Annotated in this window: 13 protein-coding genes; 8 read left to right on the top strand and 5 right to left on the bottom strand. The window is 47.6% G+C overall.

All coding sequences use genetic code 11. The features are described from left to right. Positions 1–2 precede the first annotated feature (2 nt). The 8 genes from RAC89_RS00360 (at position 3) to RAC89_RS00325 (ending at position 9135) form a co-directional block, all read left to right on the top strand. Complete coding sequence (locus tag RAC89_RS00360) at positions 3–2144, top strand: dynamin family protein (protein ID WP_306611068.1); 2142 nt, start codon at positions 3–5, stop codon at positions 2142–2144. Continuing rightward, complete coding sequence (locus tag RAC89_RS00355; RefSeq protein WP_306611067.1) at positions 2098–2781, top strand: hypothetical protein; 684 nt, start codon at positions 2098–2100, stop codon at positions 2779–2781. Before RAC89_RS00360 ends, RAC89_RS00355 begins: the two co-directional genes overlap by 47 nt. Positions 2782–2814: 33 nt before the next feature. Next, positions 2815–5607, top strand: a complete 2793-nt coding sequence (locus RAC89_RS00350; protein WP_306611066.1) for an ATP-binding protein — start codon at positions 2815–2817, stop codon at positions 5605–5607. Further along, positions 5600–6412, top strand: coding sequence for a hypothetical protein (locus RAC89_RS00345; RefSeq protein ID WP_306611065.1), 813 nt, complete (start codon positions 5600–5602; stop codon positions 6410–6412). The genes RAC89_RS00350 and RAC89_RS00345 overlap by 8 nt, the downstream gene beginning before the upstream one ends. A gap of 15 nt (positions 6413–6427) precedes the next feature. Further along, a complete protein-coding gene (locus RAC89_RS00340) occupies positions 6428–6853 on the top strand; it encodes a hypothetical protein (RefSeq protein ID WP_306611064.1) in 426 nt (141 codons plus the stop codon). Beyond that, complete coding sequence (locus RAC89_RS00335; RefSeq protein ID WP_306611063.1) at positions 6854–7903, top strand: hypothetical protein; 1050 nt, start codon at positions 6854–6856, stop codon at positions 7901–7903. A 418-nt stretch (positions 7904–8321) separates the two neighbouring features. Continuing rightward, complete coding sequence (locus RAC89_RS00330; protein ID WP_306611062.1) at positions 8322–8834, top strand: FRG domain-containing protein; 513 nt, start codon at positions 8322–8324, stop codon at positions 8832–8834. Then, entirely contained in the window at positions 8818–9135 is a 318-nt protein-coding gene (locus RAC89_RS00325) for a hypothetical protein (RefSeq protein WP_306611061.1), read from the top strand. The genes RAC89_RS00330 and RAC89_RS00325 overlap by 17 nt, the downstream gene beginning before the upstream one ends. Positions 9136–9809: 674 nt before the next feature. On the opposite strand, the gene RAC89_RS00320 is transcribed toward RAC89_RS00325, so the two are convergent. The 5 genes from RAC89_RS00320 to RAC89_RS00300 form a co-directional block, all read right to left on the bottom strand. After that, the gene (locus RAC89_RS00320; protein WP_306611060.1) at positions 9810–10595 is read right to left on the bottom strand and encodes a glucosamine-6-phosphate deaminase; all 786 of its coding nucleotides are present in this window, start codon (positions 10593–10595) and stop codon (positions 9810–9812) included. Beyond that, positions 10592–11752, bottom strand: coding sequence for an N-acetylglucosamine-6-phosphate deacetylase (locus tag RAC89_RS00315; protein WP_306611059.1), 1161 nt, complete (start codon positions 11750–11752; stop codon positions 10592–10594). The genes RAC89_RS00320 and RAC89_RS00315 overlap by 4 nt, the downstream gene beginning before the upstream one ends. Next, entirely contained in the window at positions 11749–12768 is a 1020-nt protein-coding gene (locus RAC89_RS00310; RefSeq protein ID WP_306611058.1) for a Gfo/Idh/MocA family protein, read from the bottom strand. The genes RAC89_RS00315 and RAC89_RS00310 overlap by 4 nt, the downstream gene beginning before the upstream one ends. Further along, the gene (locus RAC89_RS00305; RefSeq protein WP_306611057.1) at positions 12765–13787 is read right to left on the bottom strand and encodes a Gfo/Idh/MocA family protein; all 1023 of its coding nucleotides are present in this window, start codon (positions 13785–13787) and stop codon (positions 12765–12767) included. The genes RAC89_RS00310 and RAC89_RS00305 overlap by 4 nt, the downstream gene beginning before the upstream one ends. Positions 13788–13867: 80 nt before the next feature. After that, positions 13868–15229: an ABC transporter substrate-binding protein gene (locus tag RAC89_RS00300; protein ID WP_306611056.1), complete on the bottom strand. Its 1362-nt coding sequence runs from the start codon at positions 15227–15229 to the stop codon at positions 13868–13870. Positions 15230–15315 lie beyond the last annotated feature (86 nt).

Here is a 15315-nt window from a genome sequence, read left to right as displayed (position 1 = left end):
GCTTGCTGGAAAGATATGCGGAAACGAAAAAATATTTGTTACAATTTACTAAGGAGCTCGAAAAATGCGACGCGATTGATCCCTACATTATAAGCAACTCCATGCTCGAAGATGAGCTCGTCCGTCTCGAGAAAGGTGATTTTAAAATCGCATTGGTCGCTCCATTCAGTGCGGGTAAGTCGACGTTCATCAATTCGATTATCGGCAAGGACCTGCTAAGTATGGATATTCGCGCAGAAACTTCGGTTATTACAAAAATCAGCTACGCGCAGCAAATTAAAATCGAGATCGCCTATTTTCAACATACGCAGGTGGAAACGATCGAAACGGACGAGCTCGGTCAGCCGCTTACTTACGAGACCTGTAAGGCGATGCTGAGCAAAATTACGACCGTCCGGGACGAGACCAACGAGGAAAGAATCAAACAGGTCGTGGTCTACTGCCCGCTTGAAATATGCAAGGATAACGTGGAGATCGTGGATACGCCAGGTTTATTTTCCAGACACGAGAAGCACGAGGCCATCACCAATAACATTCTCCCTCAAGTCAATGCGGTCATCTTCATGATCGATCCGAATAGCGTGGGTGAGGAGCATTTCACCGAAAAAATTAGAAACTATGTGCAATCGGCTAAAAACTCCAGCCTGGAGGAAGACGGACGACACATTTTCTTCGTCATTAATAAAATCGATGTGTTCGATGCGGAGGATATCGCAAAGGCCCGTCATGAGCTTGAGGAAGTGCTTTCCGGCATCCTTAGACAGCCCAATATACATGAAGTCTCCGCTTATTTCGGAATGAAGGGTAAGCAGCTGCAAAGCGGAGATCTTTCGATCATTGATATTCAGAAGGATAAGAAAATTAAGATTGCAGACCCAAGCGACCCGGAGTACACGATTGCCGGCAGGCAAATTACGGAGCAGCACGTTGGAAATATCATCAGCTTCAGTAAAATCAAGCAATTGGAAGCATCCCTAGGCGAATATTTGCAAAGTAAAAACAAATATTTGTTAACAAATGTCATCTCTACGGTTCGCTCGATATTGTCGGACAGCTTAAACAAGCTGAAGTTTGAGGTGCACGAAATTCAGGCATCGCTGCAGCAGGATAAAACGGTGTACATAGAGAAAATTGACAGACTGCGCGCCGAGATCGATTCTCTTAAGGTGGAGACGCTCCAAAGCATTCAAGGACTTGTCTCCAAAAGAATTCGCGGGGGCATTTCCGGCCAAAGCCTAGGGGATGAGATCTCGGAGGAAATCAGCGGCTATTTAATCGATGTAGCGAAGGATATCGAAAGAGAGCTTTTCAAGCGGTGGTCTAAGGCCAAGCAGGGGATTGATCGTTACAACGCCGAAGAGGTCGTGCAGTCGGTGATTCTTGATGCGGAGGAGTACCTCGTCCTAAAGGTGAAGGAGATGGTGCGCAAATCCTTCTTAACGATCAAGTCGATTATCTCCACGCTAATCGGCGATATCCAACAGCAGCTGGATCAGGTGACAGAGAAGCTTGAAGAGGCTGAAATGAAAAACTTAGGCACTAAGATGGATCGAATCGGCAACCTGAATGTCGAAAACCTTGTCGGGGAAACAATGAATAAGATTGAACGGGAATTTTCGGACATCCTCGTCTCCATCGCGAAAGACTGCCAGGACAAGGTGCAATCCGCTTATGACGCCTCCACTTCCATGGTGAAGGTCAAGGGGGTATGGAATTGGTTCAAGGGTCTGTTCGGCGCGGCCGATTATGAGGAGAAATTTGATATCTATCGCTTTAAGCGTGAGCTGGACGGAATGATGGATGACTTGACGGAAACAATGCGCAGCAAGCTCTTGGAAAGCGAAGCCCTCATCTGTGAGCCTATTGTTGACATGACGACAGACATTGCCAACGATATCAACAAAGAGGTAGGGAAGGTCATTACTAACGTAGTTAAAATAAAGCAAACGGTATTGTCTAACCTGAAGAAAGAGATGGACAAAAACGAGGACGAGAAGAAATCATCTGTGCTTCAGAAACAGAAGAATATGAAGAAGCTGGACGAAATCAGTCATCGCTTCGAGCAGAGAATGTCGGAGCTCACAGAGGAGGACAAGCATGAATTTTCCGGACAAGATCGAGTCTATCAATCAATATCTAGATAAGCTTTATGCGAAGCTTATCAAGGACAGCACGATGATGAATGACTGGAGCGTACTGCACAAAAGCCTGAGCTTAGAGCCCCGCAAACTGTCGGTGTACGCAGATGCGATTAAGGAGGAGCTGAAGACCGAGCTGTATGGCCTGCCGGCGTATAAGAGCATGTCGGAGCAGGATAAGCAGCGTGTGTTGAAAGCAATCGATCAAGTTCATGAGCGAATGGCCGTTCCGGAGTTCAGACTGAATATGGAGGAATGCATGGAGGAAGCTTTCGTGACCGAAAGCCGTCCTGCCGTTCCTCCCAAACAGGCTCAGCCGCAGCGGCTTATCGGGCCCGCGGCCGGGGCCGTCGTAGGCTTGGGTCTGGGCATGCTGTTCACGAAGAGTGTCCCGGTCGTGCTGCTCACCGGAATAGGTGGAGCGCTGGCGGGTCAGCTGCTAACCAGCTCGAACCGGAGGCCGCAAACGATGTATTCGCCGTCCGGCACCCGCTCAGGCTCGACGGCAACAGCTGCTGCAGCCCAACGTAAGCTAAGCCATCGCAAAGTAGAAACAGTCATTAGGAAGCGCAAGGAAGCGGTGAGGACTCACTTCCTTCATTATTTAAAGCAGCTGGAAGAAGTATGCCTGTCGGTTGGATAAATCATAACGTAGGAAGAGAGTTGCATCTGCCGTATGGAGCAAATCAGTGAATGGAAGCGGCTTAAGGCTCATTTGCAGGAAAGCCGCTTCAGCCATCCATCTGTGCCGATGGAAAGCTATCGGTTCTACCGAATCCATAGAATCACCGTGACGGACGAGTTGAGTAAGGAGCAGCTACAGAGCTTCGTTCATGAGCGGATTCAGCAATTCATCGCTTCTTGCTCGGATAAGCAATCCCCGCTTGTGCTGAGAATTCGCAGCGATCGTTCCAATCGGACGATCTCGATATTTATAGGAGAAAAGATTAGAAGCGGCAGTTCCATAGCGGATCGCTTCAGCGCTTTTTTTCAGTCGGTGCAATATGAAGAGGCTGCGCTGCGGCCCGCGCATGAGGAGTTCGCCGAGCAGCTCCTCGTCACCGGTATTCCTGTTAAGAATGAATCAGCCCGCTTTCAATATATCGAGCCGTTTCTTCGCATGATTCAAGGGAAAGACGCAATGCTGGAGATTGTCGCCAGGCCTGTCCACAGGGCTGCCGTGTTTCAGCAGCTGCAGCACATAACCGAGCTAAGAACGACCAATTCCAAGCGCTTAAGCTTAAGCAGGTCCGAGAGTAGGGCGGAATCTGAGACGTATTCCTCAAGTCATGGAGAAACGATGACGGATGCGAGCAACAGCGGAGGCAATCTGATTCTCGTCAATTCAGGGAGTACGCTGAGTGAAGGAACAACAAGTACCAGCTCGGATTCAAGAGGAATGACGGAAACTATCACGACCAATATACAATATGCGGAGCACGAGGCGGTTCAATTCGACCGCTTGCTCGAGACACATGCGGAACGGATGAATGCTGCGCTGTCCTCCGGGTTATGGAAGACATCGATCTCCCTCTACGCTCACGACAGTGCCGACCTGACAGCCATGGCCGAAGTCTACCGTTCCCCTTATAGTCCCGGCGCGGTAGAGCCATATCAGCTGCTGAAGCTTAGCAGATCATATGAGACGATCAGTTGGCAGGACAAGGCTTCGATTCAACACGGCTTCCGTCTAAGCAGCGAAGATTTCCGGGAGTTCAGCTTCTTGACTGGGGAGGAGCTGGCATATGCTTGGGATTTGCCGAAGGAAGAAATTCACGGCTACGAGCTTACCCAATCGCCCCGGTTCGGTCAGAATCCTCCACCCCGATCGGGTATCGTTCTTGGTAGGGTGTATGACGGCGACAAGCTTACCGCGACAACGTTCTCCATGGATCGGGAGCAGCTTGTCAGACATATGCTTGTGGCTGGAATTACAGGCAGCGGCAAGACCAACACCGTCTTTACCATCTTACAAAGCGTAAATGTACCGTTCCTTATTATTGAGCCGGCCAAGAAAGAGTATCGGATGCTTAAAGCATCGTTTCCTGACCTTCGAGTGTATACGCTTGGCAATGAGTCGGTCAGCCCGCTGCGGATCAATCCGTTTTATTTTCCGCCCAGTGTACATATTCAGCAGCATATCGACAATCTGAAGGTCATCTTCAATGCTTCCTTCACGATGTACGCCTCCATGCCGAATATATTGGAGCAATGCATCACGAATGTTTATATGAAAAAAGGGTGGAGCCTTAGCGCTTCCCGCAATATATATCAGAGCGATCCGCAGCTGTACCATAAATATTTTCCCACGGTAGAGGATTTATATCATGAGATTGATTCCTATACCAGGGAGCTCGGTTATGCACAGGAGCAGATGCAGAACATTCGCGCTGCGCTTCTCACGCGTATCAAAAGTCTGATGACCGGGGGCAAGGGCTGGATGCTCAACACGGTGGATACGATGGATATCCAGGAGCTGCTTCGGTATCCCACCGTACTGGAGCTGGAGGCTGTGGCGGACGATGACGAGAAGTCGTTGGTGATCGGACTCATCTCCGTATTTATCTATGAATATCTTAAGGTGCAGCAGCTTCCCTTCTCAGGAGAGCTCAAACACTTGCTGGTGTTTGAGGAGGCCCATCGCATCTTTGCCAACGTGAATCAGCAGGGCAGTCAAGAGGAAGTCAATATCAAGGGGAAGGCCGTTGAAAGCTTAAGTCATATTTTGTCTGAGATTCGAGCGTACGGCGAAGGAATGATCATTGTAGATCAGGTTCCTACGAAGCTCGCACCGGATGTACTGAAAAATACGAATACCAAAATTATTCACCGGATCGTTTCCAAGGATGATGCGGAGTATGTTGCGAATTCACTGGCGCTGCCGATGGAAAAGACGACTTTCATCAGTAAATTGACGAATGGGTCGGCCTTGATCTATTCGGATGGAATGGATACTCCGTCTCATCTGCAAATGCATCATGGCAAAGCACATCTGGGTTATGTCAATGATCGTATGATAAACGACGACTATGTATCGAACGACACGTTAGGCATCAACAAGGAACCCATACATCCGCTTGCGGAGATCATATTGCAAAATGTGAATACCTACAGTGAGCTGATTGCTGCGGTAAGCAGATTTTATCGTCTATTGATCGACGACAGCCTGATCCATCTTCAGCGTAATTATGGCAATGCGAAGGAGGAGGTGCTTCGTCTTGCCGGCGAGTACGGTTTCGACTTGAATATCGACGTCGAGCACTTTGTCTTCACCTTTATTCAGCATGGCCTGTACTATACGATTAAAAAGAACGCTAAGATGACGAAAAAGATCAACAAGCAAATTTTTGTGGAACGGTACGTGGAATCCTGTCTTGAGCTGGTATCGAAGGATTATGAGACATATAAGAAAGAATATTTGCTGTTAGAGCTTAATAAACAAAAGCTAGGTGGTGACAGCGATGTTTGAGTTTATTGCCGAAGGAGTAAAAAAAGCAGGTGCAGCCGCCGAGACTGTAAAGCAGTCCATTGAGAAGCTCCCCATGGAATCGATGGATTCATTGGATGAATATAAAGAGGCTATCACCACCGAGGATACGATCGAGTCCAAGGAGAAGCTTAAGGACAACACAGATTCCGACCTTGAGGCACCGAACGAGGCAGCTCCGTATATGACCGATGATACTGGACTTAATGAGCGCACGAAGGAATTTGCAGATACCGATTACATTAATCGGATACGTGAAGGAAATGAGAAAGTAGACGCTGTGCTGTCGCGGCAGGAAGAGGTGCTCTCGGGTAATCCCTCAGAGCTGGAGTACCAGCGGGCGTTCGAAACGCTTGACCGGTACAAGGGGACCATCTTCGAGCAGGAGCTGAAGCATTCGCTGATGGACCAGTTCGAAACGGCCGATGCTGAGCAGCAGGTAGTCCAAACGGAGTTTGGCGCTACGAAGCCGGATATCGTGATGCGCGGAGCGCTTGAGGATATTAGAATCGGGGACCTGGAGATAGGGCAAGGAGAGGACCTCTACATCGAAGCGAAGTGCGGCTCCTCCGACTACATCCGTAATGAAATGGGCCATATCCTGAGACAAGTAGAGGGTCATGGGGACAATTCACTGGTAGTAGTAACGAATGACTACTTGGAGCTAAGCACCGATGTGCGAGCCCAGTTTGAAAAGCAGCTGGCAGAGAAGGGTGGCCATATCTACGTTGCCGATATATCATCGACCGAGCTGCAAGCAGGGTTGCTGGGCTCACTCAAGATCTAGCGGGGAGGGGAAGGCATGAGACAAACATACTATGGCGTAAGCTCGGAAACCTTCACTGCGTTGGAGGACAAGCTTAAGCAGTATAGCGAGCTTACAAAGCAGTTGTTTCATCCGAGACTCGAGAAGGAGCAGCGGATGATTGCGCTGACGAAGCGAACGGAGCTTAAAAATACCATTCAAGCAGAGCTGACGGCTTCCGGTGTACTGCTGGGCTTTATTAATGATGGTCAGATCGAAGAGTGGGAAGCCACGGTCTCTAAAATAGAAAACGAAGAGATCGGGCAGCTTCTCCGCAGCAATTGCATTCCGTTCTCGAGGCTGGAAAGCGTCTTGGCCGGGTTGATGAGCGCGCAGGCGAAGGGCAGCGTTATGGAAAAAGCAGCTTTTTTTCTGGAAAGGGCCGAGCAACAGCGTCAAAACGTTATTGTTTGGATTGTGTAGGTGGTGCTGATGGACTTCACCGCAATTAAGAAAGAGATTACGAAGTACTTGGATAAGCAGCATTCCAATTTGTTGGCCAATCCTCATTTACTCAAAACTACTGTAAAAAAGCTTGAACTGTATGTAGAAAGCTTTCATGACGAAATGAAGGAAATGCTGGAGGCCGATGGAGTGAAGCTTGCTCTTTCGCCGGCTGTGCAGCTTCGGAAGCCTTTTAGTAGGTCCTTTGAAATGGATAACCCTGCGCATCATTCGGACAAAACCAGGGTCAAGCTTGTATCCTTGTCTACACAGCTGATGAATGAGACTCACCGCCGGGGCAAGTATATTAGATCCGCTTGGAGCGGTGCAGCTTCGGATGTTTATTCATATCAAGACACAGTTAAAAAAATAATTGGTAGAGAAATTGACTTTATTTATGACGGCACCTTACTGAAACAAGTAGTGGAGAGAATATATTATCACCTCTGGAAATGGCAATGGGAGCAATCGGTTATGGCGCTTGAGCGTCTGTATCAGGAGCTCCGAAGTCCCCGTGTTTTGGAGGATTTGAAAAATAGCGGCGGGTCAAGCTTGGAGTCCGTTGCCAATCAGGTCATCGCTCCGTATCGTACATATTTTGCCGAATGTTTGAGCGAATACGCGAAACTCTACTTGATCGACCCTACACCGCAAGATACCGTCCCGTCGAAAAAGGCAGTATGCGAGAACGTACCGGCAGCGAAGCCGCTTGAAGCGATTCAGGAGGATGCAGCGGACTATGAGGAGACTGATGAAGCGAGCAAATCGGGTACGGACATAGCGGTTCATGATATCCCGGTTCCTGCGCCCATGTCGGAGCCTCTGCATAATACAATTGAAATTGAATCGAACGTTACAGATGGGATGTCGACTTCAGAACAGATACATTCTAGAGAGCCGGAAGTAATCATTGTTCACTTAAATAATGGGGATATAATTAATTTAAACATAAAGGATGCTTCTAAAGAATTTATGCATGAATTGTTGCAGCTCATCTCGTTGCAAGCGGTTAGAAATATTAGTGAGTAATACGCAACAAAATGCGTATACACTTGGCTAACAAGTACCAAGTGTATGCGCATTTTTCTTTTTCATATTTTGAAACTTTGACATCAGAGATAAGTATAAGTATAGGTCCGGCTGGGGTAAAAAATGTTTCTCGTTAAACTAAAAATTAGATCACAAAGAGATTTAGCCAAGGAGGCACATTCACAAGTAGAACATAATCACTATTATGTGACTTTGGTAGTATCTCCTGAGAATATCTTGGGAGGTTTTTGTTATATTTTGGAGGATTTTAAGTCTTTCTGTTGAATATTTAACATACAAATTGAATTAATTCAGTATTTGTCACTTTACAAGCAAAATTTTATACGCATGTCAAAAGACAATCCTGATAACGAAAAGTTAAACTTAAAGTAGGATAATTTTATACCGGAGGGTAATTATGAATAACAAAGTTAACAGTGTGGAAACCTTTTTTTCGCAACTTCCAAGATTAAATGAAAAGATGGCGGGCAATATTTTTTACAGAGGACAAAGTGACATAGAATATAAACTTGTCCCCTCAGTTCTTAGAGAAAACTTTCGTTTGAGAGAACATGAGATATATTCAGAAGTAATGATCGAATGCTCTCACGAATTTGATAATTGTAAGTTTCATAATGAGATTCTTTCTAAGATGCAACATTATGGTGTTCCTACAAGACTACTGGATGTAACAAGTAATGCTTTGGTAGCCTTATACTTCGCATGTGAAAATCACAATGATCGAGATGGAGTAGTTTTTGTAATTAAGACTGATAAGTCAAGTATCAAGCAATTTGACAGTGATTGCGTATCAATATTGTCAAGTTTACCGAGATTTGATAATCATGAGAAAGAATCCATTTCAAAACTTGCAGCTGAGGCTAAAGGGAAAATAGATCAGGATCCAGAAAATAGTGACGACAGCTTTTGAAAATATAATTCAGCCATCTGATTTATTGATTAACTATTATTTTACTCCCCGGAAGACAAATGCTCGGATAATCAGGCAAAGCGGAGCATTTATTATTTTTGGATTAGAAAATCATGAGATAAAAATAGAAAAGACATACCACGATCGGGAAGCAGAGTTATCTTATAGAATTATTGTTGATGGAAATAGTAAACGAGAGATAATAGATCAACTATCACGTTTCGGAATATCGAAAGCATCCTTACATCCAGAATTATATAAAGTTGCTGAATATATAAAACAATATCATCGAATTTATTGAAATATTTCACTTTAACTGGTCATTTAAATTCAAGTAAATGGGAACGGTATCTCGCTATAACGGGGGATTTATAGATCCACTTAACAATCAAAGATTAATAATAAATCTACTAAATATGCTTGATACATAAATACATATCCTCTAAGACATATAATTGTTATTATGAGAACATTAATTCCCTGACAGACTAATGTCAGGGAATTAATGTATTATTGTATACATAAGCACAGGAAACTTAGCAATGTAAAAATAACTTTTTCTAGTTTGGGTTGTTCTATGAGTTTACTTCACTCGTTTAGCTTCATCTCGCTCAGCCTGTAAGGTTTGTTTTTACTACTTGGATCTCTTACAGGCTGGGTATTTTCCCAAGGGGCGTGGATCCAAAAATTTAGATTATGAGGACGCAGCCGATATTACAGAACCGTTCCAATGGCTTACAGGAACGGGATCCGGGATTACGGGGACAGAACCACGATATTATTGTCACCTTAGCAGCTAATGGGTCCTAATAATGAATCTTATCGGACATGTCAGGTATTTCTTATGGGTACGCCTGACTTCTCAATTAGGTTACATAATATATATTATAGGACACAAATACAAGGTTCCATTTATACCCCTGAAACACTTCCCCCCCCAAAGAAATAACTACTTTTAGGGGGGCTTTTTTCTTTTTATACCAGTTCTCCGTCGTCGTAAGACTCAACGTCCACATATAACGTACAATTGGGATGGCTGCGAAGAACCGTAGCCGGACACGCAGTCGATACAGGTTGAGTTAGCGTATTGCGTACTGCTTGACGCTTGGTTGGACCTGGCACCATGCAGAACAGCCTTTTACCGGACATTAGCGCCGGGATCGTCAGCGTAATGGCGTGTGTCGGCACCGAACTCAAATCCGGGAAGCACCCGTCGTTCACTTGCTGTAGTCGGCACGCTTCCTCAAGCGGAACCGGCTTGATCATCTCCTGGTCTGCGAAATCAGCAACGGGAGGGTCATTGAAGGCGATGTGTCCATTCTCCCCAATACCGAGACAAACGATATCAATTGGTGCTTCCTGAATCAGCTCCTCATATCTACGGCATTCCGCTTCTACATCTTCACAGCCGTCGATCAGATGTACTGTGCCCGGACATACCTTATCGAAGATATTTCTCCTTAGAAATTCGGAGAATCGCTGTGCCGCACCTTTCCGCAAGCCAATGTATTCGTCCATATGAAACGCCGTAATTCGGCTCCAGTCAATCCCTTCCTCACGGCACAGCTGCTCGAGAAATTCATTTTGTGATGGAGCCGCTGCAAACACGATACGTACTCGATCCTGCTCTCGTAATCGTTCACGGATAGCCTCCGCTGCCTCTTGGGCAGCGGATATACCAAGCTCGCTACGTCCAGGGTAGACTTGGACTTGCAGCTTGTCAACCGTCCATTTTTTATCAGGTGCTATGAATATAGTCATATCGTCCCTTCTCCTCCCAATGATCTTTCACCAATTACCGTCGTTACTACTTGCAGAGTCCCCGCTTCGTCAGGGCTCTTAAACAAGGTGAAATTCGCCATATTCCCCTGTTGGAGCCAACACGTTTCCGGTAAACCGAGCGCCTGAGCCGGGCGTGCCGTAACAGCCTCCACCGCCTCCGTCAACGTAATCCCGGCCAAGCATACGGCGTTAGCGACGCCCACATCCAATGCTTGCGCCGAGCCTGCCAGAATCAATGGATTCTCAACCGGCGTAAGCTTACCGTCAGGATGAAGCTCGACCATGCTTCCAATCACACTGGAATACCGTCCTGGCTGCATTCCTCCGAATTTGACACTGTCGCTGACCAAAATAAACTTGTCGCGCTTAGCTCTTAACATGGCTTTTAATACCGGCGCACGCAAGTGATGTCCGTCTGCGATAAAGGTGGCGCACAGCCGGTCTTCCGCCAATTGATCCCAAATGTAATTGGGATGTCTTGGAAGAAACGGATGCGCCGCGTTGCCGAGATGTGTAGACAAGGTTGCACCTGCTTCAACTGCCAGCTCTATCTCAACTGGATTGGCGTTAGTATGGCCTATGCTCACTGCAACACCAACCTGCTTCAGCTTCTTGATAAAGGAAATGGCCCCCCTTCTTTCCGGAGCTACTGTCACAAGCCGAATGCGGTTCCCCGATGCCTCCTGCCATTCGATAAACTCCTTCCAATCCGGATCCCTTACGTACGCTATATCATGCGCCCCGCGCGGACCGTCTTCGGCTGAAATATACGGACCTTCCAAGTGAATACCAAGCACTGACCGATTCACATGGGGGTACAGACCGCAGGCATCGGAGATCGCAACCATCGCCTGCCTAATTCGCTCATAGCTGCCCGTTATGACGGTCGGTAAATAACCGGTCACCCCTTTCGTCAGCAAGGCATCCGTGACTCCCGCTACATCAATTACTGAGGTGGTCTCACCGTTAAAGTCAAACCCGCTAAACCCATTCACCTGAAGGTCGATCCAACCGGGCGAGAGCCAAGGCAGCCCTGCAGCCTCCCCCTCCATTCGCTTGATGGAAGTGACCAACCCGTCACAGATGTCCACTTCAACCGGTTCATAAGTATCATATCGTTTGCCCCGCAGCTTCATAGGCTCCCGCTTCCTAGAATGACTTCGCTTTGAAGCCTCGAAGATTCGTACGTTCCGAGGATGATTTCAAGTGAATGAATTCCTTCTTCGCCTGACACGATCGGTGTACGCTTCTGCTTCACGGCAAGAGCCATGTCCCGCAGCTGCATGCGATGTCCATCAGGAATCACGCTGAAGGGCTCGAATGCGGGAATCCGCACCTCTTCCCCATTCACCCTCAGGAGCTCGATATCGTCTTCTTTGATAATCAATGTACCCTTTTCCCCATGGATTTCTAAACGTTGACCAAGGTCCGGCTGCACGGTCGTCGTGATCTCCATCACCCCCATCGCCCCGTTCCGAAAGGTGAGTAAGGATACGGCGGTATCTTCCACTTCGATCGTTCTGAGCAGCGTCTTGGTCCGGCCGTACAACGATGTAACAGGGCCTGCGAGCCACTGCAGCAGGTCAACGGTGTGAATGCCTTGATTCATCATGGCTCCGCCGCCGTCCATTTCCCATGTCCCTCTCCAGCCGGCACTGTCATAGTACTGCTGGCTGCGATAGATTTTCACATATGCGTCGCACAGGCTCAGTTTCCCCAATCCGCCGCTTTCGATAAAGTTTTTGGCAAACTGTGCAGCCGGCGACATGCGGCGAGGAAAAATGGTAGACAGCAGCACGCCCTTTTCCCTGCACTCGCGAATCATTCGATGAACGTCAGCGAGCTGAATCGCCATCGGCTTCTCGACGACCACATGCTTGCCTGCTTGGGCTGCCAGTATCGTTTGTTCAGGGTGAAGAGCGCTTGGCGTGCAAATGCATACCACTTCGATCTCTTCATTCCTGAGCATTTCCTCCAGCTGCACATATGGCTTGGCGCCATGCTTGTCGGCAAAGCTCCTCCCCTTAACAGAGTCCTTGTCGTAAACGGCGACCAGTTCGGCCTCCACTACCTCGCGAATGGCATTGGCATGCACTTCTGCAATCACGCCGCAACCGACAATGGCAAATTTGGTTTTTTTGTTTTCACTCATTGCTGTTGCTCCTTTTCGTTCATGTGCAAGCAGGTTACAAGTGCGTCCGCAGCGATGGTGGCCTCGCAGGCTTTTACAATGTCTTGATGGCTTAAAATCGATGTGCTGCCTTCTATCCGTCGAATGAAATCCTCCGTTATGGTCCAAGGAGGCTGCTGCAACGGAACGAACGCCGTCGGTTCCTTATGGGTTACTTGAATCATCAGGGCTTCCTCTCGAACCAACGGATCGCCGGCGAGACGCAGCTCGGCAAAGCCTTCCGTGCCTGTCACAAAAATGCGCCCGTCTCCCCACGTCCAGCTTCCGTTCGGCGTATGCCAGTCGGCATAAAGCTGGCCAACGATGCAGTCTTGCATAACGACTTGGACACTCACCGAATTATAGAAGGTTGGGTGCTCAGGTAAGAGCGTCTTCCCGATATAACCGCCCATCGTTGTGATTTCTTTGCCGGTAAACCAACGAAGCAGATCGAAATCGTGAACGAGCAGATCGATCAAAATACCACCGGATCGCAGCTTGGAAAAAAACCATTCCGGGCGCTTCTCCGCATCCAATCGGTGAGGCTTGCGCATACCGACTGAAACAATATCACCTAGGAGGCCTTGGTCGATATGCTGCTTCAAGGTGTAAACGGCGGGATGAAACCGCTCTGTAAGCAGCATGCCGATTTGAATGCGTTCTCTCTCAATAACGGCCTTCAGCCGTTCAAGCCCGTCAGCGCTGGTTACCGCTGGTTTATCGATCATAACGTGCTTACCACGGCTTTCGCACAATTCGATCACGTCGATTTTCTCTTCGTTAATCGAGGCGCAGCCAACGATAGTAACGCTTTTATCCAGCAATGCTTCTTTATCCTCCACTAAGGGGATGCCGAATTTATCAGCGATGCTGCGGGCTAACTCATGGTTTTCCTTTTCATAAATGCCGCTACAGCTATAGCCAAGCTCTAACATTTCCCCGATGAATATGCCAATATGTACATGCTGACAACCGATAATGGAAAACTTGCCTGTGCTCACAATGCTTCATTCCTTTCTGTACTCGGGTACAAAATGCAGAAGCCCGCTCAAAAGCGGCCCTCTGTAGTCAAGCTATACCCTCAATTGTTGTTCTTTTCGAATACTTTATCAGCTTCCTTGCGGAATTCCGCGACCGCTTCATCAATTGTCAATTTACCGAACTGTTGTTTTTGTACCGTTTGCTCGAACAGCTTCGACACTTCTCCTGTGCCCTTCGGTCCGCCATCATACATGGACGGCTGGATGCTAGTGATATGCTGCAGCATGGCAACCATCTTCTTGTCGCGATCGGTGAATTTGGGAGTAAGATATTCCAGAATCTTCTTGTTTTCCGGCAGCCCTCTCTCCATTTCCAAAATGTCCGCCGCTTCCTTAGAATTCAGGAAGAAGTCAAGAAACATTGCCGCTTCCTTCGGATGTTTCGTTTGTGCCGACGTAGAAAGAAACATCGCAGGAAGGATGGCACTTCCCGTTTTCTGATCCCTGGGAATAGGTACCATGTCGATCTTGTCTTTCATTATGTTCTCGTATGCAGGGAACGTGGCCGTGAACTGTGGTCCCATTATCGGCACGTTGCCTTTCATCAAAGCATCCTTATTAGGGTCTGCATTGCCAATAGGCAGGAACGAAGCCGTCACGGTCGCCGGCGGTATGATTCCTTCCTTACGGGCGTCGTCCCACATCTTAAGCCAATTCTTGAAGCTTTGATCGTTATAGCCGATCCGGTTGTTCTTGTAGAGCGTGTCCCCGGTCGAGAACAAATAATACATATAGGCTTCCATCGAGGTTGACATGTCGAACGCACCGTATACTTTATCGCCTAGCTTCGCTTTCATTTCTCTCGCTTTATCGAAATAGTCTTTCCAGGTCATATCCAGCTTGGGCGGCTCTACTCCAGCCTGTTTGTACATCTCCTTATTGTAGATCAGGACAGCCGCGTTATCGGAGACGGGCAATCCGGTTAGCTTGCCGCCTACCGTTCCCTGATTTTTTAGAACATCCGCATTCAGCTCCGCTACTTGAATTTCCTTGCCGGTATAAGGCGTGAGATCGCCGAGTACCCCTCGATCCGAGTACTCCTTGATATACAGAATACTCATCTGCATAATGTCAGGCGTGTTGCTGCCTGCCACCTGAGTGGACAGCTTTTCCCAATAGCCGTCGAACGCCGAATACTCCGGCTTGATTTTGATGTTCGGATGAAGCTGTTGAAACTTCTCGATTACCTTCAACGTTCGGTCATGTCTCCCCTGACTGCCCCACCACGCGAAACGCAGCTCCACGTTTTGGGAGCTCTTGGCCTGCTTGTCGTTTGTACCTGAAGCCGATTGTCCGGTCGTTTTCTTCTCCGTAGGAACACAACCGGCTGCAATTCCTCCAAGTAGGGTCAAAGTGAGAACCGAGGTTAAAAATCTGCGGCCCGTAAAATGATGCCTTGCCATAGTCGATACACCCCTTGTTTTTTACTTTCTTACAATGTCATTATAGGATTTTCGGATTTGTATCAAAATAAGAGAAATCTATAAAA

This window comes from Paenibacillus sp. GD4 (assembly GCF_030846225.1).
GTDB lineage: Bacteria > Bacillota > Bacilli > Paenibacillales > NBRC-103111 > Paenibacillus_G > Paenibacillus_G silviterrae.
The sequence above is the reverse complement of the archived record's forward strand: the minus strand, read 5'-3'. Positions and strand labels throughout refer to the sequence as shown.

Coding starts and splice junctions, on each gene's coding strand:
- RAC89_RS00330 (WP_306611062.1), top strand. CDS start 8,322: ATGAATAACAAAGTTAACAGTGTGGAAACCTTTTTTTCGCAACTTCCA.
- RAC89_RS00345 (WP_306611065.1), top strand. CDS start 5,600: ATGTTTGAGTTTATTGCCGAAGGAGTAAAAAAAGCAGGTGCAGCCGCC.
- RAC89_RS00355 (WP_306611067.1), top strand. CDS start 2,098: ATGAATTTTCCGGACAAGATCGAGTCTATCAATCAATATCTAGATAAG.
- RAC89_RS00310 (WP_306611058.1), bottom strand. CDS start 12,768: ATGAGTGAAAACAAAAAAACCAAATTTGCCATTGTCGGTTGCGGCGTG.
- RAC89_RS00340 (WP_306611064.1), top strand. CDS start 6,428: ATGAGACAAACATACTATGGCGTAAGCTCGGAAACCTTCACTGCGTTG.
- RAC89_RS00350 (WP_306611066.1), top strand. CDS start 2,815: ATGGAGCAAATCAGTGAATGGAAGCGGCTTAAGGCTCATTTGCAGGAA.
- RAC89_RS00315 (WP_306611059.1), bottom strand. CDS start 11,752: ATGAAGCTGCGGGGCAAACGATATGATACTTATGAACCGGTTGAAGTG.
- RAC89_RS00300 (WP_306611056.1), bottom strand. CDS start 15,229: ATGGCAAGGCATCATTTTACGGGCCGCAGATTTTTAACCTCGGTTCTC.
- RAC89_RS00320 (WP_306611060.1), bottom strand. CDS start 10,595: ATGACTATATTCATAGCACCTGATAAAAAATGGACGGTTGACAAGCTG.